The sequence below is a fragment of the Streptomyces sp. NPDC007164 genome (assembly GCF_040634135.1).
GTDB lineage: Bacteria > Actinomycetota > Actinomycetes > Streptomycetales > Streptomycetaceae > Streptomyces > Streptomyces sanglieri.
The window spans coordinates 1-12812 of sequence record NZ_JBEYFB010000068.1 but is presented as its reverse complement, the minus strand read 5'-3'; the positions used below and the strand labels follow the sequence as shown (position 1 = coordinate 12812).

The 12812-nt window shown below is 68.5% G+C and carries 11 protein-coding genes and 3 pseudogenes; 6 read left to right on the top strand and 8 right to left on the bottom strand.

Features of this window, described 5'->3' with window-relative positions; genetic code table 11:
* Nucleotides 1–718: 718 nt before the first annotated feature.
* A complete protein-coding gene (locus ABZ622_RS38265) occupies nucleotides 719–1369 on the bottom strand; it encodes a helix-turn-helix domain-containing protein (RefSeq protein WP_331734291.1) in 651 nt (216 codons plus the stop codon).
* Nucleotides 1370–1466: 97 nt separating this feature from the next.
* On the opposite strand from ABZ622_RS38265, the gene ABZ622_RS38260 reads away from it, so the two are divergent.
* Nucleotides 1467–1841, top strand: coding sequence for a DoxX family protein (locus ABZ622_RS38260; protein WP_360551389.1), 375 nt, complete (start codon nucleotides 1467–1469; stop codon nucleotides 1839–1841).
* A 68-nt stretch (nucleotides 1842–1909) separates the two neighbouring features.
* Here the strand turns inward: ABZ622_RS38260 and ABZ622_RS38255 are convergent.
* A pseudogene (locus ABZ622_RS38255) lies at nucleotides 1910–2486 on the bottom strand (helicase associated domain-containing protein); the annotation flags it as partial.
* A 54-nt stretch (nucleotides 2487–2540) separates the two neighbouring features.
* Here ABZ622_RS38255 and ABZ622_RS38250 point away from each other — a divergent pair.
* A pseudogene (locus ABZ622_RS38250) lies at nucleotides 2541–2642 on the top strand (hypothetical protein); the annotation flags it as partial.
* Between the two features lie 33 nt (nucleotides 2643–2675).
* The gene (locus ABZ622_RS38245; protein ID WP_360551387.1) at nucleotides 2676–3134 is read left to right on the top strand and encodes a hypothetical protein; all 459 of its coding nucleotides are present in this window, start codon (nucleotides 2676–2678) and stop codon (nucleotides 3132–3134) included.
* A gap of 182 nt (nucleotides 3135–3316) precedes the next feature.
* On the opposite strand, the gene ABZ622_RS38240 is transcribed toward ABZ622_RS38245, so the two are convergent.
* The 5 genes from ABZ622_RS38240 to ABZ622_RS38220 all read right to left on the bottom strand — a co-directional run bounded on the left by ABZ622_RS38240 (nucleotide 3317) and on the right by ABZ622_RS38220 (nucleotide 7972).
* Entirely contained in the window at nucleotides 3317–4021 is a 705-nt protein-coding gene (locus ABZ622_RS38240) for an MgtC/SapB family protein (RefSeq protein WP_360551385.1), read from the bottom strand.
* The gene (locus ABZ622_RS38235; protein WP_360551383.1) at nucleotides 4021–4689 is read right to left on the bottom strand and encodes a DUF1868 domain-containing protein; all 669 of its coding nucleotides are present in this window, start codon (nucleotides 4687–4689) and stop codon (nucleotides 4021–4023) included. The genes ABZ622_RS38240 and ABZ622_RS38235 overlap by 1 nt, the downstream gene beginning before the upstream one ends.
* A gap of 73 nt (nucleotides 4690–4762) precedes the next feature.
* The gene (locus tag ABZ622_RS38230; protein ID WP_360551381.1) at nucleotides 4763–5572 is read right to left on the bottom strand and encodes a DUF1868 domain-containing protein; all 810 of its coding nucleotides are present in this window, start codon (nucleotides 5570–5572) and stop codon (nucleotides 4763–4765) included.
* 56 nt (nucleotides 5573–5628) lie between these two features.
* Nucleotides 5629–6681 carry a LacI family DNA-binding transcriptional regulator gene (locus ABZ622_RS38225; RefSeq protein WP_356483023.1) on the bottom strand — a complete coding sequence of 351 codons (1053 nt, stop codon included), beginning with the start codon at nucleotides 6679–6681 and terminating at the stop codon, nucleotides 5629–5631.
* A gap of 28 nt (nucleotides 6682–6709) precedes the next feature.
* On the bottom strand, nucleotides 6710–7972 hold the full coding sequence (locus tag ABZ622_RS38220; RefSeq protein ID WP_360551379.1) for an MFS transporter: 1263 nt from the start codon (nucleotides 7970–7972) through the stop codon (nucleotides 6710–6712).
* 420 nt (nucleotides 7973–8392) lie between these two features.
* On the opposite strand from ABZ622_RS38220, the gene ABZ622_RS38215 reads away from it, so the two are divergent.
* Both ABZ622_RS38215 and ABZ622_RS38210 read left to right on the top strand, forming a co-directional pair.
* Complete coding sequence (locus ABZ622_RS38215; RefSeq protein ID WP_351196505.1) at nucleotides 8393–8590, top strand: hypothetical protein; 198 nt, start codon at nucleotides 8393–8395, stop codon at nucleotides 8588–8590.
* 58 nt (nucleotides 8591–8648) lie between these two features.
* A pseudogene (locus ABZ622_RS38210) lies at nucleotides 8649–9699 on the top strand (IS630 family transposase).
* A gap of 131 nt (nucleotides 9700–9830) precedes the next feature.
* On the opposite strand, the gene ABZ622_RS38205 reads toward ABZ622_RS38210, so the two are convergent.
* Nucleotides 9831–11162: a diaminopimelate decarboxylase gene (locus tag ABZ622_RS38205; RefSeq protein ID WP_360551377.1), complete on the bottom strand. Its 1332-nt coding sequence runs from the start codon at nucleotides 11160–11162 to the stop codon at nucleotides 9831–9833.
* Between the two features lie 234 nt (nucleotides 11163–11396).
* Here ABZ622_RS38205 and ABZ622_RS38200 point away from each other — a divergent pair, with 234 nt between their 5' ends.
* Complete coding sequence (locus ABZ622_RS38200) at nucleotides 11397–12767, top strand: APC family permease (RefSeq protein ID WP_360551375.1); 1371 nt, start codon at nucleotides 11397–11399, stop codon at nucleotides 12765–12767.
* Nucleotides 12768–12812: the final 45 nt, after the last annotated feature.

Sequence of the window (12812 nt, the reverse complement as noted above, 5' to 3'; positions counted from 1 at the left end):
GTCTGCCGCCGCCCGCAGGGCGAGGCCTTGGACGCCGCCCGCGCCGCGTATGCCGAACGCTTCCCCTTCGTGGCGTCGGCCAGCCAACTGGCCCGGGCCCTTTCCCGTGCGGACCACTGGGAGCTCCATCCCCACTGGCTCCGCCTCGTCGACAACGCCAAGGCCCGTCCGGCGCGGACACCACCGCCGGCTACCCGGAACTCACCGGGCTTGGATCCGTGCTCGGCCGACCCGCAGTACTGGACGGTGAGATTGTCGCGCTCGATTCCGAGGAGCGTAGCGGTCGACGAGGCGTTGCACGGAGAGGGTGGAACGGGAGCTGCCTGCCGCTGCCCACAGGGGACGCCGTCGGCCGGCCCGCCCCCCCCGGTGTTCAGCTGGTCGAGCAGGGCGGTGTGCCGGTGCCGAAGCGGTATCTCAGGCGCAACGGCATGCCGGGGCGCCCGTGGAGGCCTCCGGCTCGAGTATCGGGAGCGGGGTCGAGGAGCGAGCTTCGGAGGTGGGGCCAGGCCGCGGGCGCGTTCAGCGGTGAGGCCGATGCCGGCCAGTAGCTGGCGCTGCTCGTGGTGGAGGTTGTTGTAGCTGGCGCATTGGGTGAACAGCCATTCGAGGTGGCTGTGGGCAGGGTGCCGGGGTCGGTCGTGGTGTCCAGGGGCCGGTCGGTGGTGTGGGTGTGGGCGGTGTGGAGGGCTTGGCGCCTGGGTCGTCCGGACTTCGATCAGCGACGCGGCCGTGCTGCGAGCATCGCGTCGTGAAGTTCCTCGGGGCCGGGAACGGGCGGCAGCGGGGACGTGGGCCCGTCGGGGCGGCAGGAGTCGAGCAGCAGGGAGACTAGGCGCTGCCAGGCGCCGGGGGCGGCGTGGCGGGTGGAGGAGAGTACGCCGGTGTTGGCCATCAGGAACAGGATGACGTCGCTGCTGGTGATCTCGGGGCGCAGGCGGTGTTGTTGCTGTGCGCGGCGGATCAGGGCGTCAAGGGCTTCTATGGCGCGGGAACGTGGCTCTTCCATGGCCGGTGAGTCGGGGAAGCAGGCGGTAAAGGCCTCAGTGACGGCGCGGTCGGCGGCCTGCATGGCACAGATGCGCTCGACGAAGCCCTTGAAGCCTTCCCAGGGGTCGGGGGTGAGCATCGCCTCCTCGGCGAGGCGGGCCAGATCGGTCATGCGGTCGCTCAGCACCGCCTCGATCAGGGCTTCCCGTTCGGGGAAACGCCGGTAGAGCGTGGCGATGTTGACTTCGGCCTGTCGCGCGACGTCCTCCAGGGGCGCACCCAGCCCGCGCTCGGCGAACACGGTGCGTGCAGCCGCCATGATGCGTTGCCGGTTGACCTCGGCGTCCCTGCGCAGCCTTCGGCTCTGCTCGGATCCCATGACCTGGATCCTACAAGTGAAGGTGGTGCTGCGGTTCTGGTGGCTTGAGCGTCACAACAAACCGCAGGGGTCCCTTCACTTATGGAATGAGTGTGCTGTGCTCGTTGTCCTGTGGGTCGCCCAGGCCCTCCTCGCCGTACTGTTCACCGCCGCCGGCGGGATGAAGCTGGTCATGTCCCCGGACGCCTTGGTCCCACTCATGCCGTGGGTCGTGGACTTCCGTCCCGAGACGATCAAAGCGATCGGAGCACTGGAGGTACTTGGTGCGGTGGGGCTGATCCTTCCCCGCGCCACGGACATCGCCCCGGTACTCACCCCGGCCGCCGCGGCCGGCCTCGCCTGCATCATGGCCGGCGGCGCGGTCGTGCATGTCACCCGAGGTGAATATCCCCACAGCATCGGCACCATCACCGTGTTCGTGGCGGCTCTGTTGACCGCCTGGGGGGCACTTCGCTCCCTCTCCTCCCGCTGATCCCTCCCTCACATCCTTCGCCTGCTGCCTTGGTTATGTGGGGGTGGCAGCCAGGTGCGACGCTCGTCCTACGTCCAGCGCATTCCGATGACGGATAGCTGCTCGATCCGCTCGGGCATGAGCGATGCCGCCCGGGAGCGTTGGTTGCCGACCCAGGCTCCCAGCCGGAGAGGGCCGCTGCTCCTGGTCCCCGCCGTCGGCCTCAACCACGATGGTCTCGATGTGCTTGCGTGGGACTCGGAGGTGGCCTTCGCGTTCGTAGAACTGCTTGGCAGCGGTGAGGTGCAGCGCCCACTTCTCCGCTTGGCTGGTGCGCGGCTTCGGCTTCTCGTCCTCGCTGGCGGGTTCGATTCCGAGGATGTGTTCGCACATCCACTGCTGCACCGTGGTGAGTTTGTCCCAGCCCAGTCTCACGGTCTTCACCCAGCGTCCGAGGTCTTCGCCCTAGTGAACGACGACGCCAGGTTCGGTGGTCAACTCACCGCGGACCGCCTCCAGGTGCAGCCTCGTGAGGTGGCAAGCCCGCTGCCATTCGACGGGCCAGATGGGGCACCAGGACGGGTCGATCTCCTCCAGTTGCTCGCGCCGCTCCTCCGACCGCGCTCCGGAGCACGACTCCACTGGCAGGCCCTCGGCTTGGTGTCGGCATGCACGTGAACGTGGCTCTGGCAAGAAGTTCGTAGTCGGAGAGGATGTAGCGGGTGTGGCGTCCCGAGTGACTGGGTCCACAGCCGGTATGTACGGCACCTCGCAGATGTTGCTCTCGGAGGCCGGCCGCTGCGCATCGACTTGTCCGTACGGCGCCTGTACTGCGTGAACCCGGCCTGTCCGAAGGTGACCTTCGCCGAGCAAGTGCCGGGGCTGACCGTGCGCTACCAGCGACGAATACCACAGTTGCAGCGCCTGGTGGAGGCTGTCGGTGTCGTGCTGGCAAGCCGGGGCGGTGCCCGGATGCTGCGGATCTTGAACGTGACGCTGTCGCGGTGCACCGTTCTGTCCCAGCTGATGCGGGTGCCGTTTCCCGCTCTGGAGACACCCCGGGTGCTGGGGGTGGACGATTTCGCGCTCTACGGCGGTGCCTACGGAACTCTCCTGGTCGACGCCACCACCCGGCTCCCGCTCTCGCTCTGGGAAGGACGCGACACGGAACAACTCAGCCACTGGCTCCGCGATCATCCAGGCGTCGAGGTCGCCTGCCGCCGGGGGTCAGCTCCCAGATGGCTCCCAGGTTTGGCAGGTCCGCCTGGGCCTGATCATGGCCGTAGTGGTGTGTGGCTATCCGCCCTGGCGTGAGGACCGGTAGTCGACGAGGTCGGGTCCGGTCATGCTGGCGGTCACCATTGCGTGGGTCGGCTTGGTGACAGGAGCGTGGATGTACCGGCTTACAGTCCGGCAGGAGGGGCGACGCCGTCGTCGAAGAGGACGCGTCGCCACCGCCCACAGGGTGCCGCTCATCGGAATGCGGAAAGCCGGACTCACACGCTCCCGACGACTTCGACCGAGCGGATTGCCTCGTGGTCGCGTATGCCGCTGGTCAGGTTACCGAGGTCGGCATGTTTGCTGCTGACTTCGAGGGCTGCCTTCAGGAGCGGTTTGCCCTCTCCGTCCTCCTCGCAGTCCGCATCTGCGACCGAGAAGTCGAGGACGGTGAACCCATGGGTCACGATCGACCGGAGAATGTCCCGCAACGCCCCGGCCTCGTCCTCGTACTCGACGACGACGCTGTGGAACCCATTGCTCGAATGCGGCAGGACACCGCTGAACCGGGTCAGGGTCGCGACCAGGACGAGATAGATCAGGACTGCGCCCGTTCCGACGATCCACAGGCCGGCGCCAGCCGTGAGCCCGACGGCCGCGACCACCCAGATGCTCGCGGCCGTGGTGAGGCCGCGCACCGTGTCGCGTTTGACGAAGATCAGCCCCGCGCCGAGGAAGCCGACGCCGGAGGCGACCTGTGCCGCTATCCGCGATCCGTCGACCGCTCCTGTGGGGCTGTCGAGGAAGCCGTACTTGGAGACCACCATGAAGATGGACGAGCCGAGTCCCACCAGTGCGTGGGTCCGGGCTCCCGCGGGTTTGCTGTGGTATTGGCGTTCCAGACCGATGATGAGGCTGAGTACGGCTCCGACAACGAGGTTGGCCAGTCCCATGAGCTGGCTGAGTGCGCCCGCCGTGTCCATCACAGAACGAGCACCGGGCGGAAGGCCGTCATGTCGTCGAACGACGCGAAGTCACACCCGTCAAAGGTCACCGAGTCCGGCAGGTGCTGCCCCAGGCGCTCTCTCAGGGCGGCGAGGGCGGCGACTTCGTGCTCGCGCTCCTCGAGAATGCGGTAGGCGATGCTGACATGGAAGACATGGCCGCCGGGTTCCGCCACCAGTCCGAGCAGCCCGATAGCCTGCCTCCGGAAGTCCAGGAGTGCCTGCGCCGACTCGGCGTCCGGTTCGAGCAGGACGAAGAGTTGGGTGTCCGCCCGGGTGATGTCGGAGATGCCCTGGACCGCGAACGTGAGCTTCCGTGGCGCCCGTGTGCCTGCACGCCGCAACCGGTCGGCGTGCTCCAGCGTGAGCCCGCGGATCCCCTGGTCCGGCAAGGAGTACGCCAGCGTGCCGTCGAGGAGCGTGACGTGGTGGCTCGGGGGAGGCAGGAGCGCGAAGAGCTCCGACAGAGGGTCCCCGGCCAGATCCTTGTGGATCAGGCCGAGGGAGTGCTGGAACGGGCCTTCGGAAACCATCGAGATGAAGGTGTTCCCCGGGAAGTGACGGGGCGACCCGTCCGGATGCCATTTGCCGCCGGGCCCGGCCTCGGCGGTGGGGAGGCGGTGGCCGCGCAGGGAGGGTTCGGTCATGGTGAGCAACTTTCGGTTGTTCCTGGGCGTACGACTTCCTTGGCGGAAGACGCCGGTCGGCGCGGGCGCAGGCTCAGAGGTCTCTGACGACGGGGAAGCCGGCCATGTTGTCGAAGACCGTGAACTGACACCCGCTGAGCGTGACGGTCGGGGGCATCAACTGGAGGCATTCGGTGCGCCATGCCTGGAGTTGGGCGACCTCGGCCTCCGTGTTCGTGTACAGCCGGTAGCCGACCGTGACGTGGAAGTCGTAGGAGGTCGGCGCGGGAATCTGCAGCAGGCTGCCCAGAGCGGCCCGGAAGGAGGCGAGAGCGGTGGCCGTCGCCGCGTCCGGCTGCAGCTTGATGGAGAACACCTTGTTCGGCTTGGTGATGTCGTTGACCTCCCGGGGGGTGAAGGTCAGCGTGCGGGGCGCGGTGAGTGACGATCTGCGGAGCTTGTCGAGAAACGCCGCGAGCACGTCGTCGAGCGGGGTGTCGATCGGCAGGTCCTTGGGCCAGGTGGTCGCGGAGCGCGGCTGGTCGACGGGGCCTTCGAGGATCGTCGTGTGGTACGTGTCGTGCGGCAGCGTCACGAACAGCGCCCCGAGCGGGGCTTGCCGGATCTTGTCCCGCACCTGGGTCAGCGCGTCCTTGAAGGCACCCGCCGCGACCGGCGTGGTGAAGGTCAGCCCGGGGAAGCGGCGCGGGGAGCCGTCGGGGTACCACTTTCCGCCGGGTTGGGCGGATGCGGTGGTCTGTCGGGCACAGAGCGGGGTCCGGAGAGGGGCGGGCTGTGCTGCGGCGGACGCCCGGCCCGGGACGGCGGCGATTCCGGCGCCGGCGAGTGCGGCGCCGCCGGCCTTCGCGAACATGCGGCGGGAGAGGGAACGTGATGTGGGCACGTCGGTTCCTTTCGTACGGGGATCATGGGAGTGGGGAAGGTGCGGGGGTGCGGAGATCACGGGGAGTACGAGAAGTGCGGTCCTGGTTCGTCGTCGAGACGGGGGCCGCCGTCGCAGCCGCACGACCTGCGGGGGATGAGGCTCGCTGCGAAGTAGTGGTCGTCGGGCCGGTAGGTGGAGGCGTTGAGGATGTCGATGGCCTTCGTGGCCATCTCCTGGACGGGCTGTCGCGAGATCGACAGGGCCGGGACGTGGAAGCGTGACTCCTCGCTGCCATTGAAGGCGATGACGGCGAGGTCCTCGGGCACCCGGCGGCCGAGGGCGTGGGCCGCCGCGATGACACCGATGGCCAGGGACTCGTTGCCCGTGAAGACCGCTTCGGTTCCGGGGTATTCGGCCAGGAGGCGGTGCCCGGCGGCCCAGCCGGCCTGTCGTGTCGTACCGGCGTAGAGGTGGTGCCGCTGCTCGTTCGGGATGCCGACGACATCGAGGGCCTGGTCGAATCCTTCGAGCCTGAGGCTGGAGTTGCGCATCGATTCCGGTCCGACCACGGCCGCGAGCTGTCGGTATCCGTGGGAGAGCAGGTGCTCACCGACGGCCCGGCTGGCTGCGGCCTCGTCGATGCGTACCGAGGCGAGGAACGGGTTGTCGTCGGCGAGCTGGAAGACGACGATCGGGATGTCGCAGCCTGTCGCGATGTCCGCGCTGAGCCGTTCGTTCGTGCTCATGTACACGATGCCGTCGACCTGGCGCTGGAGGAACGACCTCAGGACCTGGTCCTCGCGGTTCTGGTCCTCCCCGGTGTCGCCGAGGAGGACCAGGGCGCCCCGTTCCGCGGCGGCCAGTGACACGGACCGGGCGATCTCCGCGATGAAGGGGTTCAGCAGACTAGGTGCCGCGAGCCCGAAGGCCCGGGTGCGCCCGCTCTTGAGGGCGCGGGCAACGTCGTTGACGCGGTACCCCGTCTTCTCCACCGCGGCCAGGACGCGGCGACGGGCCGACTCCGAGACGGGGCGCGGACCGTCGTTGAGTACGTAACTGACCACGGCGGTGGAGACCCCCGCGATCCGCGCCACGTCGTTCCGCGTCGTCTGCCGGGCTCCTCTCACCGCAGCGCCTCCCCGCTCAAGGGCGCCCTCACATCGCGTCCCGCGGGTCGTGCAGGTCCCGCCCGGCCGTCTCGGGGGTGAAGAACGTCGTGACGAAACCGATCGCGGCCATGAGGGCGAAGTACGCCGCGATGACCCACCAGTGGCCGGACCAGCCGAGCAGGGCCGCCGCGACGAGCGGGGCGATGCCGCCGGAGAGGGCCGAGCCGACCTCCTTGCCGAGCGCCATCCGTTTGTAGCGGCTGCGGCTGCCGAAGAGTTCGACGCCGTACGCGGCCTGTGCGGCGAACATGCACACCGACGCGATGACGAAGCCGACGACGATGACAGCGAAGACGACGGTCGGGTCCTTGGTGCTCATCAGCGCGTAGCCGACGAAGGGATAGACGACGAGGAAGGCACAGAGCACGCGGTAGACCACGCGCCGCCCGAGCCGGTCGGAGAGCTGCCCGACGAACGGCGCGGTCGCCATACCGAGGAGCGCGCCGATGAACACGGCGAGGGAGGGGACGCCCGGGCTGACGCTGAGATAGGTCGCGACGTATCCCACGACGAAGGTCGAGCACAGGTAGGACGGACCGTTCTCCGCGATCCGCAGCCCGAGGAGCGCCAGGAACGCGCGGTGCCCGCGAGCGGCTGGCTCAGCGGCCTCGACCGCCTTCGGCTTCGCTTCAGGCTGTTCGCACTGCTCGGAGATTTCGACGAAGACGGGGCTCTCCGGCATCTTGCGGCGCATGATCATGGTCGCCGCGGCGAGCATGATGCTCGCCAGGAAGGGGATCCGCCAGCCCCATGCCAGCAGGTCGTCCTTGGGCATCGCCGAGATCGCGAGCCAGACACCGGACGCCACCAGGACACCGCCGTTGGAGCCGATGGCGATAACCGAGGTGACCAGCCCCCGCCGCTTCGGCTCGGCTGTCTCGGCGAGCATGATGGCGCCGCCGGACAGCTCCGCGCCCGCCGCGAACCCCTGCGCCATCCTGAGCAGCAGAAGCAGTACCGGGCCGAGGTAGCCGGCCGTTGCGTAGCTGGGCAGGAGGCCGATGCCCGAGGTCGCGAGGCCCATGAGCGCGATCGTCAAGAGCAGCACAGTCTTGCGGCCGCGCCGGTCGCCGAGCCGCCCGAAGAAGAGGGCGCCGGCCGGGCGCGCGAGGAACCCGACGGCATACGTCGCGTAGCTCACGACGAGCGCGAGCGCGGGCGCCGTGTCCGGGAAGAAGACCGGGCCGAAGACGAGACCCGCAGCAAGTCCGTAGAGAGCGAAGTCGACGTACTCCAGAGTGGTCCCCATCCAGACCGACCCAATGGTGGCCCGGACGGCCTTCCGCCCCTGCCCGCTACCTCCGGCCGTGCCAGCGGACACATCCCCGGAAGGGGATGCACCTGTTCTTGGGGCTTCAGGGCCAGGGATGTCGAGTGCCATTGATCGCACCACCTCTTGCTCACTCCGTCAGGACTTCCGCGGACGCTACTCGTGTAGACCTCGGTAGACCAGGGGTGTGTTCACCAGGAATTCCCACCCACGTGGCGGACACCCTGACAATGGATCTTGACGGTCCAGGGAGGGACATCCAGGTGGGAGGCAAGTCTCCGATCCGGAGGAGTTACAGGAAGGATGCCGTCGCGCTCTACCGCGCCGCGGCCGGGAAAGCGGACGCACGCGGCGGTGGCCGCAGATCTCGGTATCACCGCGGAATCGCTGCGGACGTAGGTGCGCAAGGACGAGACCCAGGCCACGCCCGAGGGCCGCGACGGCAGCGTGAGCGCTGCCGAGGAGCTGGCTCGGCTGTGGGTGGAGAACGTCCGGCTGCTCAAGGCCGAGCAGGAGTGGCAGCTGGAGCGCGAGATCCTGCGTCGGGCAGCTGCCTATTTCGCTCGGGATTGTGTCCTGAACACGAAGGGGAATTGACAGTATTGATCCGAAACGCTTGTGATTCTGGGTTGTTGAGCTGGGTGTGAGTGATCTGGTGGGGGACGCGCGGCACTTGTCGCCGTCGGCGCAGGAGGTGCTGCGTCTTCGGGCGGTGGTTGCGCTGGTGGCGGGGCGGGAGAGGGAGGACGTCGCGGCAGTGTTCGGAGTGTCGCTGAAGGCCGTGGGCAACTGGTGGGCGCGGTGGCAGGCCGGTGGTCGCGACGCGCTGCTGGCACGGCCGAAGGGCCGGCCGGTGGGGGTTCACCAGGTCCTGGCGGAGCGCGAGCAGGCCGCGGTGCGCCAGGCGGTGCTCGACCACCGTCCGTGTGATGTGGGCCTGGTGGGGCAGTTGTGGATGCGGCGTCTGGTCGGTGACCTGATCGCGAAGCTGTACCGGTGCGGCTGACCGAACCGGGAGTGGGCAAGTACCTGAAACGGTGGGGCCTTTCCTTCCAGCGGCCCGACAAACGGGCCGTGGAGCAGGATCCCGAGAATATGGCCCGCTGGCATGAGGAGACCTGGCCACAGATCCGCGCCCGGGCGGGGGCCGACGGTGGCGAGATCCTCTTCGCCGACCTGGTCGGAGTGTGCTCCGACCAGGTCACTGGCCGGACCTGGGGCAAGAAGGGCAGGACTCTGATCATCGTGCGGCGCACCGGCAACCGGTTCTCGGCCAACTCCATGTCCGCGATCAGTACCAGGGGCCGGATGTACTTCATGGTCTTCACCGAGTACTTCGACTCGGCCATGATGTGCCGCTTTCTGGACCGGCTCGTCGGACACTTCGACCGCAAGATCCATCTGGTGGTGGACGGGCACTCCGCGCACTGCTCGAAGAAGGTGAAGGACTGGCTCGCCGACCACGCCGAGTAGATCGAGCTGCACTTCCTGCCGCCGTACTCGCCCGAGCTGAACCCCGATGAGATGGTCAACGCGGACCTCAAGCACAGGCTCCCCAAGAGCCACCAGGCCCGCAACCAGGACCAACTCGCCGCCGAGACCGCCGGTTCTTCCGCCGCCGCCAACGCCAGCCCCACATTGTCCGCGGCTACTTCCACGGCCCCCACGTCCGCTGCACCCTCAACGCGAACCCCTTGAGTTTCTGATCAATATCTGGTATTACCGCTGGACCTGCTGCCCGATCCCGTCTATCTGGACGACATCGGCGTCCTGCTGCTCGCGCTGCGGTCCTTGCGCGCGGCCGCAACGCGGAGCCGCTCCATCAGGTGACGGGTGCTCAGTTGCCGCCCGACTCGGCGATCAGCTCCTCGATGGTCTGCGCCCGGCGGATGACCGTGAAGTGCGGTGCACCGGCGGCGTCGAGGTCGAAACCGTAAATGGCGGGCCGGAGCAGGCTGTTGTAGCCGAAAGGCGTGGAGGCGTAGTACGCGCCTGTGTCCAGGAGCGCCGCTAGATCGCCCGGCTCCAGCGCCGGCAAGGCGCGGTCCCGGGCGATCAGATCGCCCGCGAAGCAAGCGGGCCCGGCCACGTCCTGGTGGATCACCGGTCCGGTCTTGCGCCGGCCGTCGGACCCGTACGCCGCGACCCGCAGCGGCCAGGACTCGGGGGCGAACACCGTCCGGGTGGCGACCTGCACACCGGCGTGGGTGACCGCGATTCGGCGGCCGCCCGCGTACTTGGTGTACTCGACCCGGGCAAGCAGCAGCCCCGCCTTGGCCAGCAGTGAACGGCCGAACTCGGTGACGATGCCGTAGCGGCCGTCGAAGAGCCCGGGCACCTCCGCGGCAAGCAGCCGCGCATAGTCGTGGTGGGAGGGCGTGACGGCGTCGGAATCGAAGTTGACGGGCAGCCCACCTCCGATGTCCAGCGTGCTGATCTGCTGCCGGCCCGCGGCCGCGTTGATCTCCTCGGCCAGTTCGTACGTGACCCGGACGCCGTCCACCAACCGGGCGAGGGAGATGCCCTGCGAACCGGTGTGACAGTGCAGTCGGTTCAGCCAGGGGCGGGCCGCGAAGGCCTCCAGAAGCCAAGCCCGCGCGCCCTCGTCCCGCAGCGCCACGCCGAACTTCGAGGTGGCGGTGGCGGTGCTCATCGCGTCGATACTGCCCGCGCCGAGCTGCGGGTTGATGCGTATGCCGATCGGCGCGGTGGGCGCGCTGGCGGTGCGCAGGGAGTCGAGCCGGGCGAGCTCCTGCGGGTTGTCGACGTTCACCGCGATGCCCTGGGTGAGGGCGGTCTCCAGTTCGGCGACAGTCTTGGATGGGGAGTCGAGGACGATCCGCTCTGCGGGTACGCCCGCCGCCCGGGCCAGCGCCAGTTCACCCGGGCTGGCCACCTCGCAGCCGATGCCGAGACCATTGAGCTGCCGCAGTACGGGCACCAGCGCGGCCGCCTTGACGGCGAACGTGTGCTGAACGCGCTGTGGCTGAGCGGCCACCTCCGCGAAAGCCTCGTGCAGGGCTCGGGCCGAAGCCCGGACGGCCGAAAGGTCCAGCAGGGAGACGAGTGGTCGGTCCTCGTCGAGCAGCCCGTGCCCCACGGCGGAGCCGACCATCAGGTCGTACCGGGTAGGAGCAGGGGCTTGTTTCGTGCCGGTGACGTAGTCCATGGCGGCGAGCCAAGCACAGCGCGCCGACAGCCCAAAACATGGTTACGGCAGATCCCTTGGCGGCCGGGGAGGCGGTCATCCCGCAGGGATGATCCGGCCGCACCGAGGCCCGTCATATGGTTCCCCGGCAGTCGGAGACCCCCTTCTCCGGCCCCACCGCGCGGACCCGAGGCGCGGCGTGACAACGGGTACTTCACACCTCCTTCGAGATCCCGAACGGGGCGACGCCTTCCCATGACTACACCGCCAACCTCCCCCTCCGGCCCAACTGCCGCTACGGACACACCCGATGACAGCACACCGCTCAAGAGAGCCATCGGCCCCAAGCTCCTGATCCTCTTCGTCATCGGAGACATCCTCGGCACCGGCATCTACGCCACCACGGGCAAGGTCGCCGGAAAGATAGGCGGCGCGATCTGGCTGCCGTACGCGATCGGCTTCGTCGTCGCCGCACTGACCGCCGCCTCCTATGTGGAGCTCGTCGGCAAGTACCCGAAGGCCGCGGGTGCCGCGCTCTACACCCAGAAGGCCTTCAAGACCCCGTTCTTGACCTTCATCATCGCCTTCATGGTGATGTGTTCGGGCCTGGCCTCGGCCAGCGCCGCGGCCCGCGCCTTCAGCGGCGCCTACCTCCAGGAATTCGTCGACATCTCCCCGACGCTCGTCGCGATCCTCTTCATCGTCGCGCTCGCGGCGCTCAACCTCCGCGGCGTGGCGGAGTCGGTCAAGACCAACGTGGTGCTGACCATCGTCGAGGTGACCGGCCTGCTCGTCATCATCGGAATCGGCGTGGCGGCTGTCGTCACCGGCGAGGGCGATGCCTCCCGGCTGACCGACTTCGAGGCGAGCGGCACCGGAACGGCTCTGATCACCGGTGTCCTCGGCGCCACGGCGCTCGGCTTCTTCGCCTTCGTGGGATTCGAGGACTCGGTCAACATGGCCGAGGAGACGAAGGATCCGACCCGCAGCTTCCCCCGTGCGATCTTCCTCGGCGTGGCGGTCACCGGCACGATCTACCTGCTGGTCGCCGTCGTCTCCTCCCTCATGGTCAGCCACACCGACCTGGCCGAGTCCTCGGGTCCGCTGCTCCTCGTCGTCAAGGAGAGCGGTGTCGAGTTCCCGCCGAAACTCTTCGCCCTCATCGCGCTCTTCGCCGTCTCCAACTCGGCCCTCATCAACATCATGATGGCCTCCCGGCTGTGCTACGGCCTCGCCAACGAGCGCGTGCTGCCACGCGCCATGGGCAGGGTCCTGCCCGGCCGCCGCACGCCGATCGCCGGCATCCTCTTCGTCACCGCGCTGGCCATCGGCCTTGTCTCCACCGGCGAGATCGAAGGCCTCGGCGATACGACGGCCTTCCTGCTGCTCTGTGTCTTCGCCGTGGTCAACGTCGCCGTGCTCGTGCTCCGCAAGGACGAGGTCGGCCACCGCCACTACCGCGCGCCGACCTGGGTCCCCGTGGTGGGCGCGATCACGGCGGCCATCCTCGCCAGCCCACTGGCCGACCGTGCCGCGGAGGTCTACATCCGCGCCGGCGTACTGCTCGCCATCGGCATCGCTCTGTGGGGCGTCAACAAGCTGGTCCTGCGCAGAGCGAACGACTGAGATCCGTGGCCGGGGCCGGCGACCGGCGGGCATTCCCGCCGGTCG

Coding starts and splice junctions, on each gene's coding strand:
- ABZ622_RS38200 (WP_360551375.1), top strand. CDS start 11,397: ATGACTACACCGCCAACCTCCCCCTCCGGCCCAACTGCCGCTACGGAC.
- ABZ622_RS38205 (WP_360551377.1), bottom strand. CDS start 11,162: ATGGACTACGTCACCGGCACGAAACAAGCCCCTGCTCCTACCCGGTAC.
- ABZ622_RS38220 (WP_360551379.1), bottom strand. CDS start 7,972: ATGGGGACCACTCTGGAGTACGTCGACTTCGCTCTCTACGGACTTGCT.
- ABZ622_RS38240 (WP_360551385.1), bottom strand. CDS start 4,021: ATGGACACGGCGGGCGCACTCAGCCAGCTCATGGGACTGGCCAACCTC.
- ABZ622_RS38265 (WP_331734291.1), bottom strand. CDS start 1,369: ATGGGATCCGAGCAGAGCCGAAGGCTGCGCAGGGACGCCGAGGTCAAC.
- ABZ622_RS38235 (WP_360551383.1), bottom strand. CDS start 4,689: ATGACCGAACCCTCCCTGCGCGGCCACCGCCTCCCCACCGCCGAGGCC.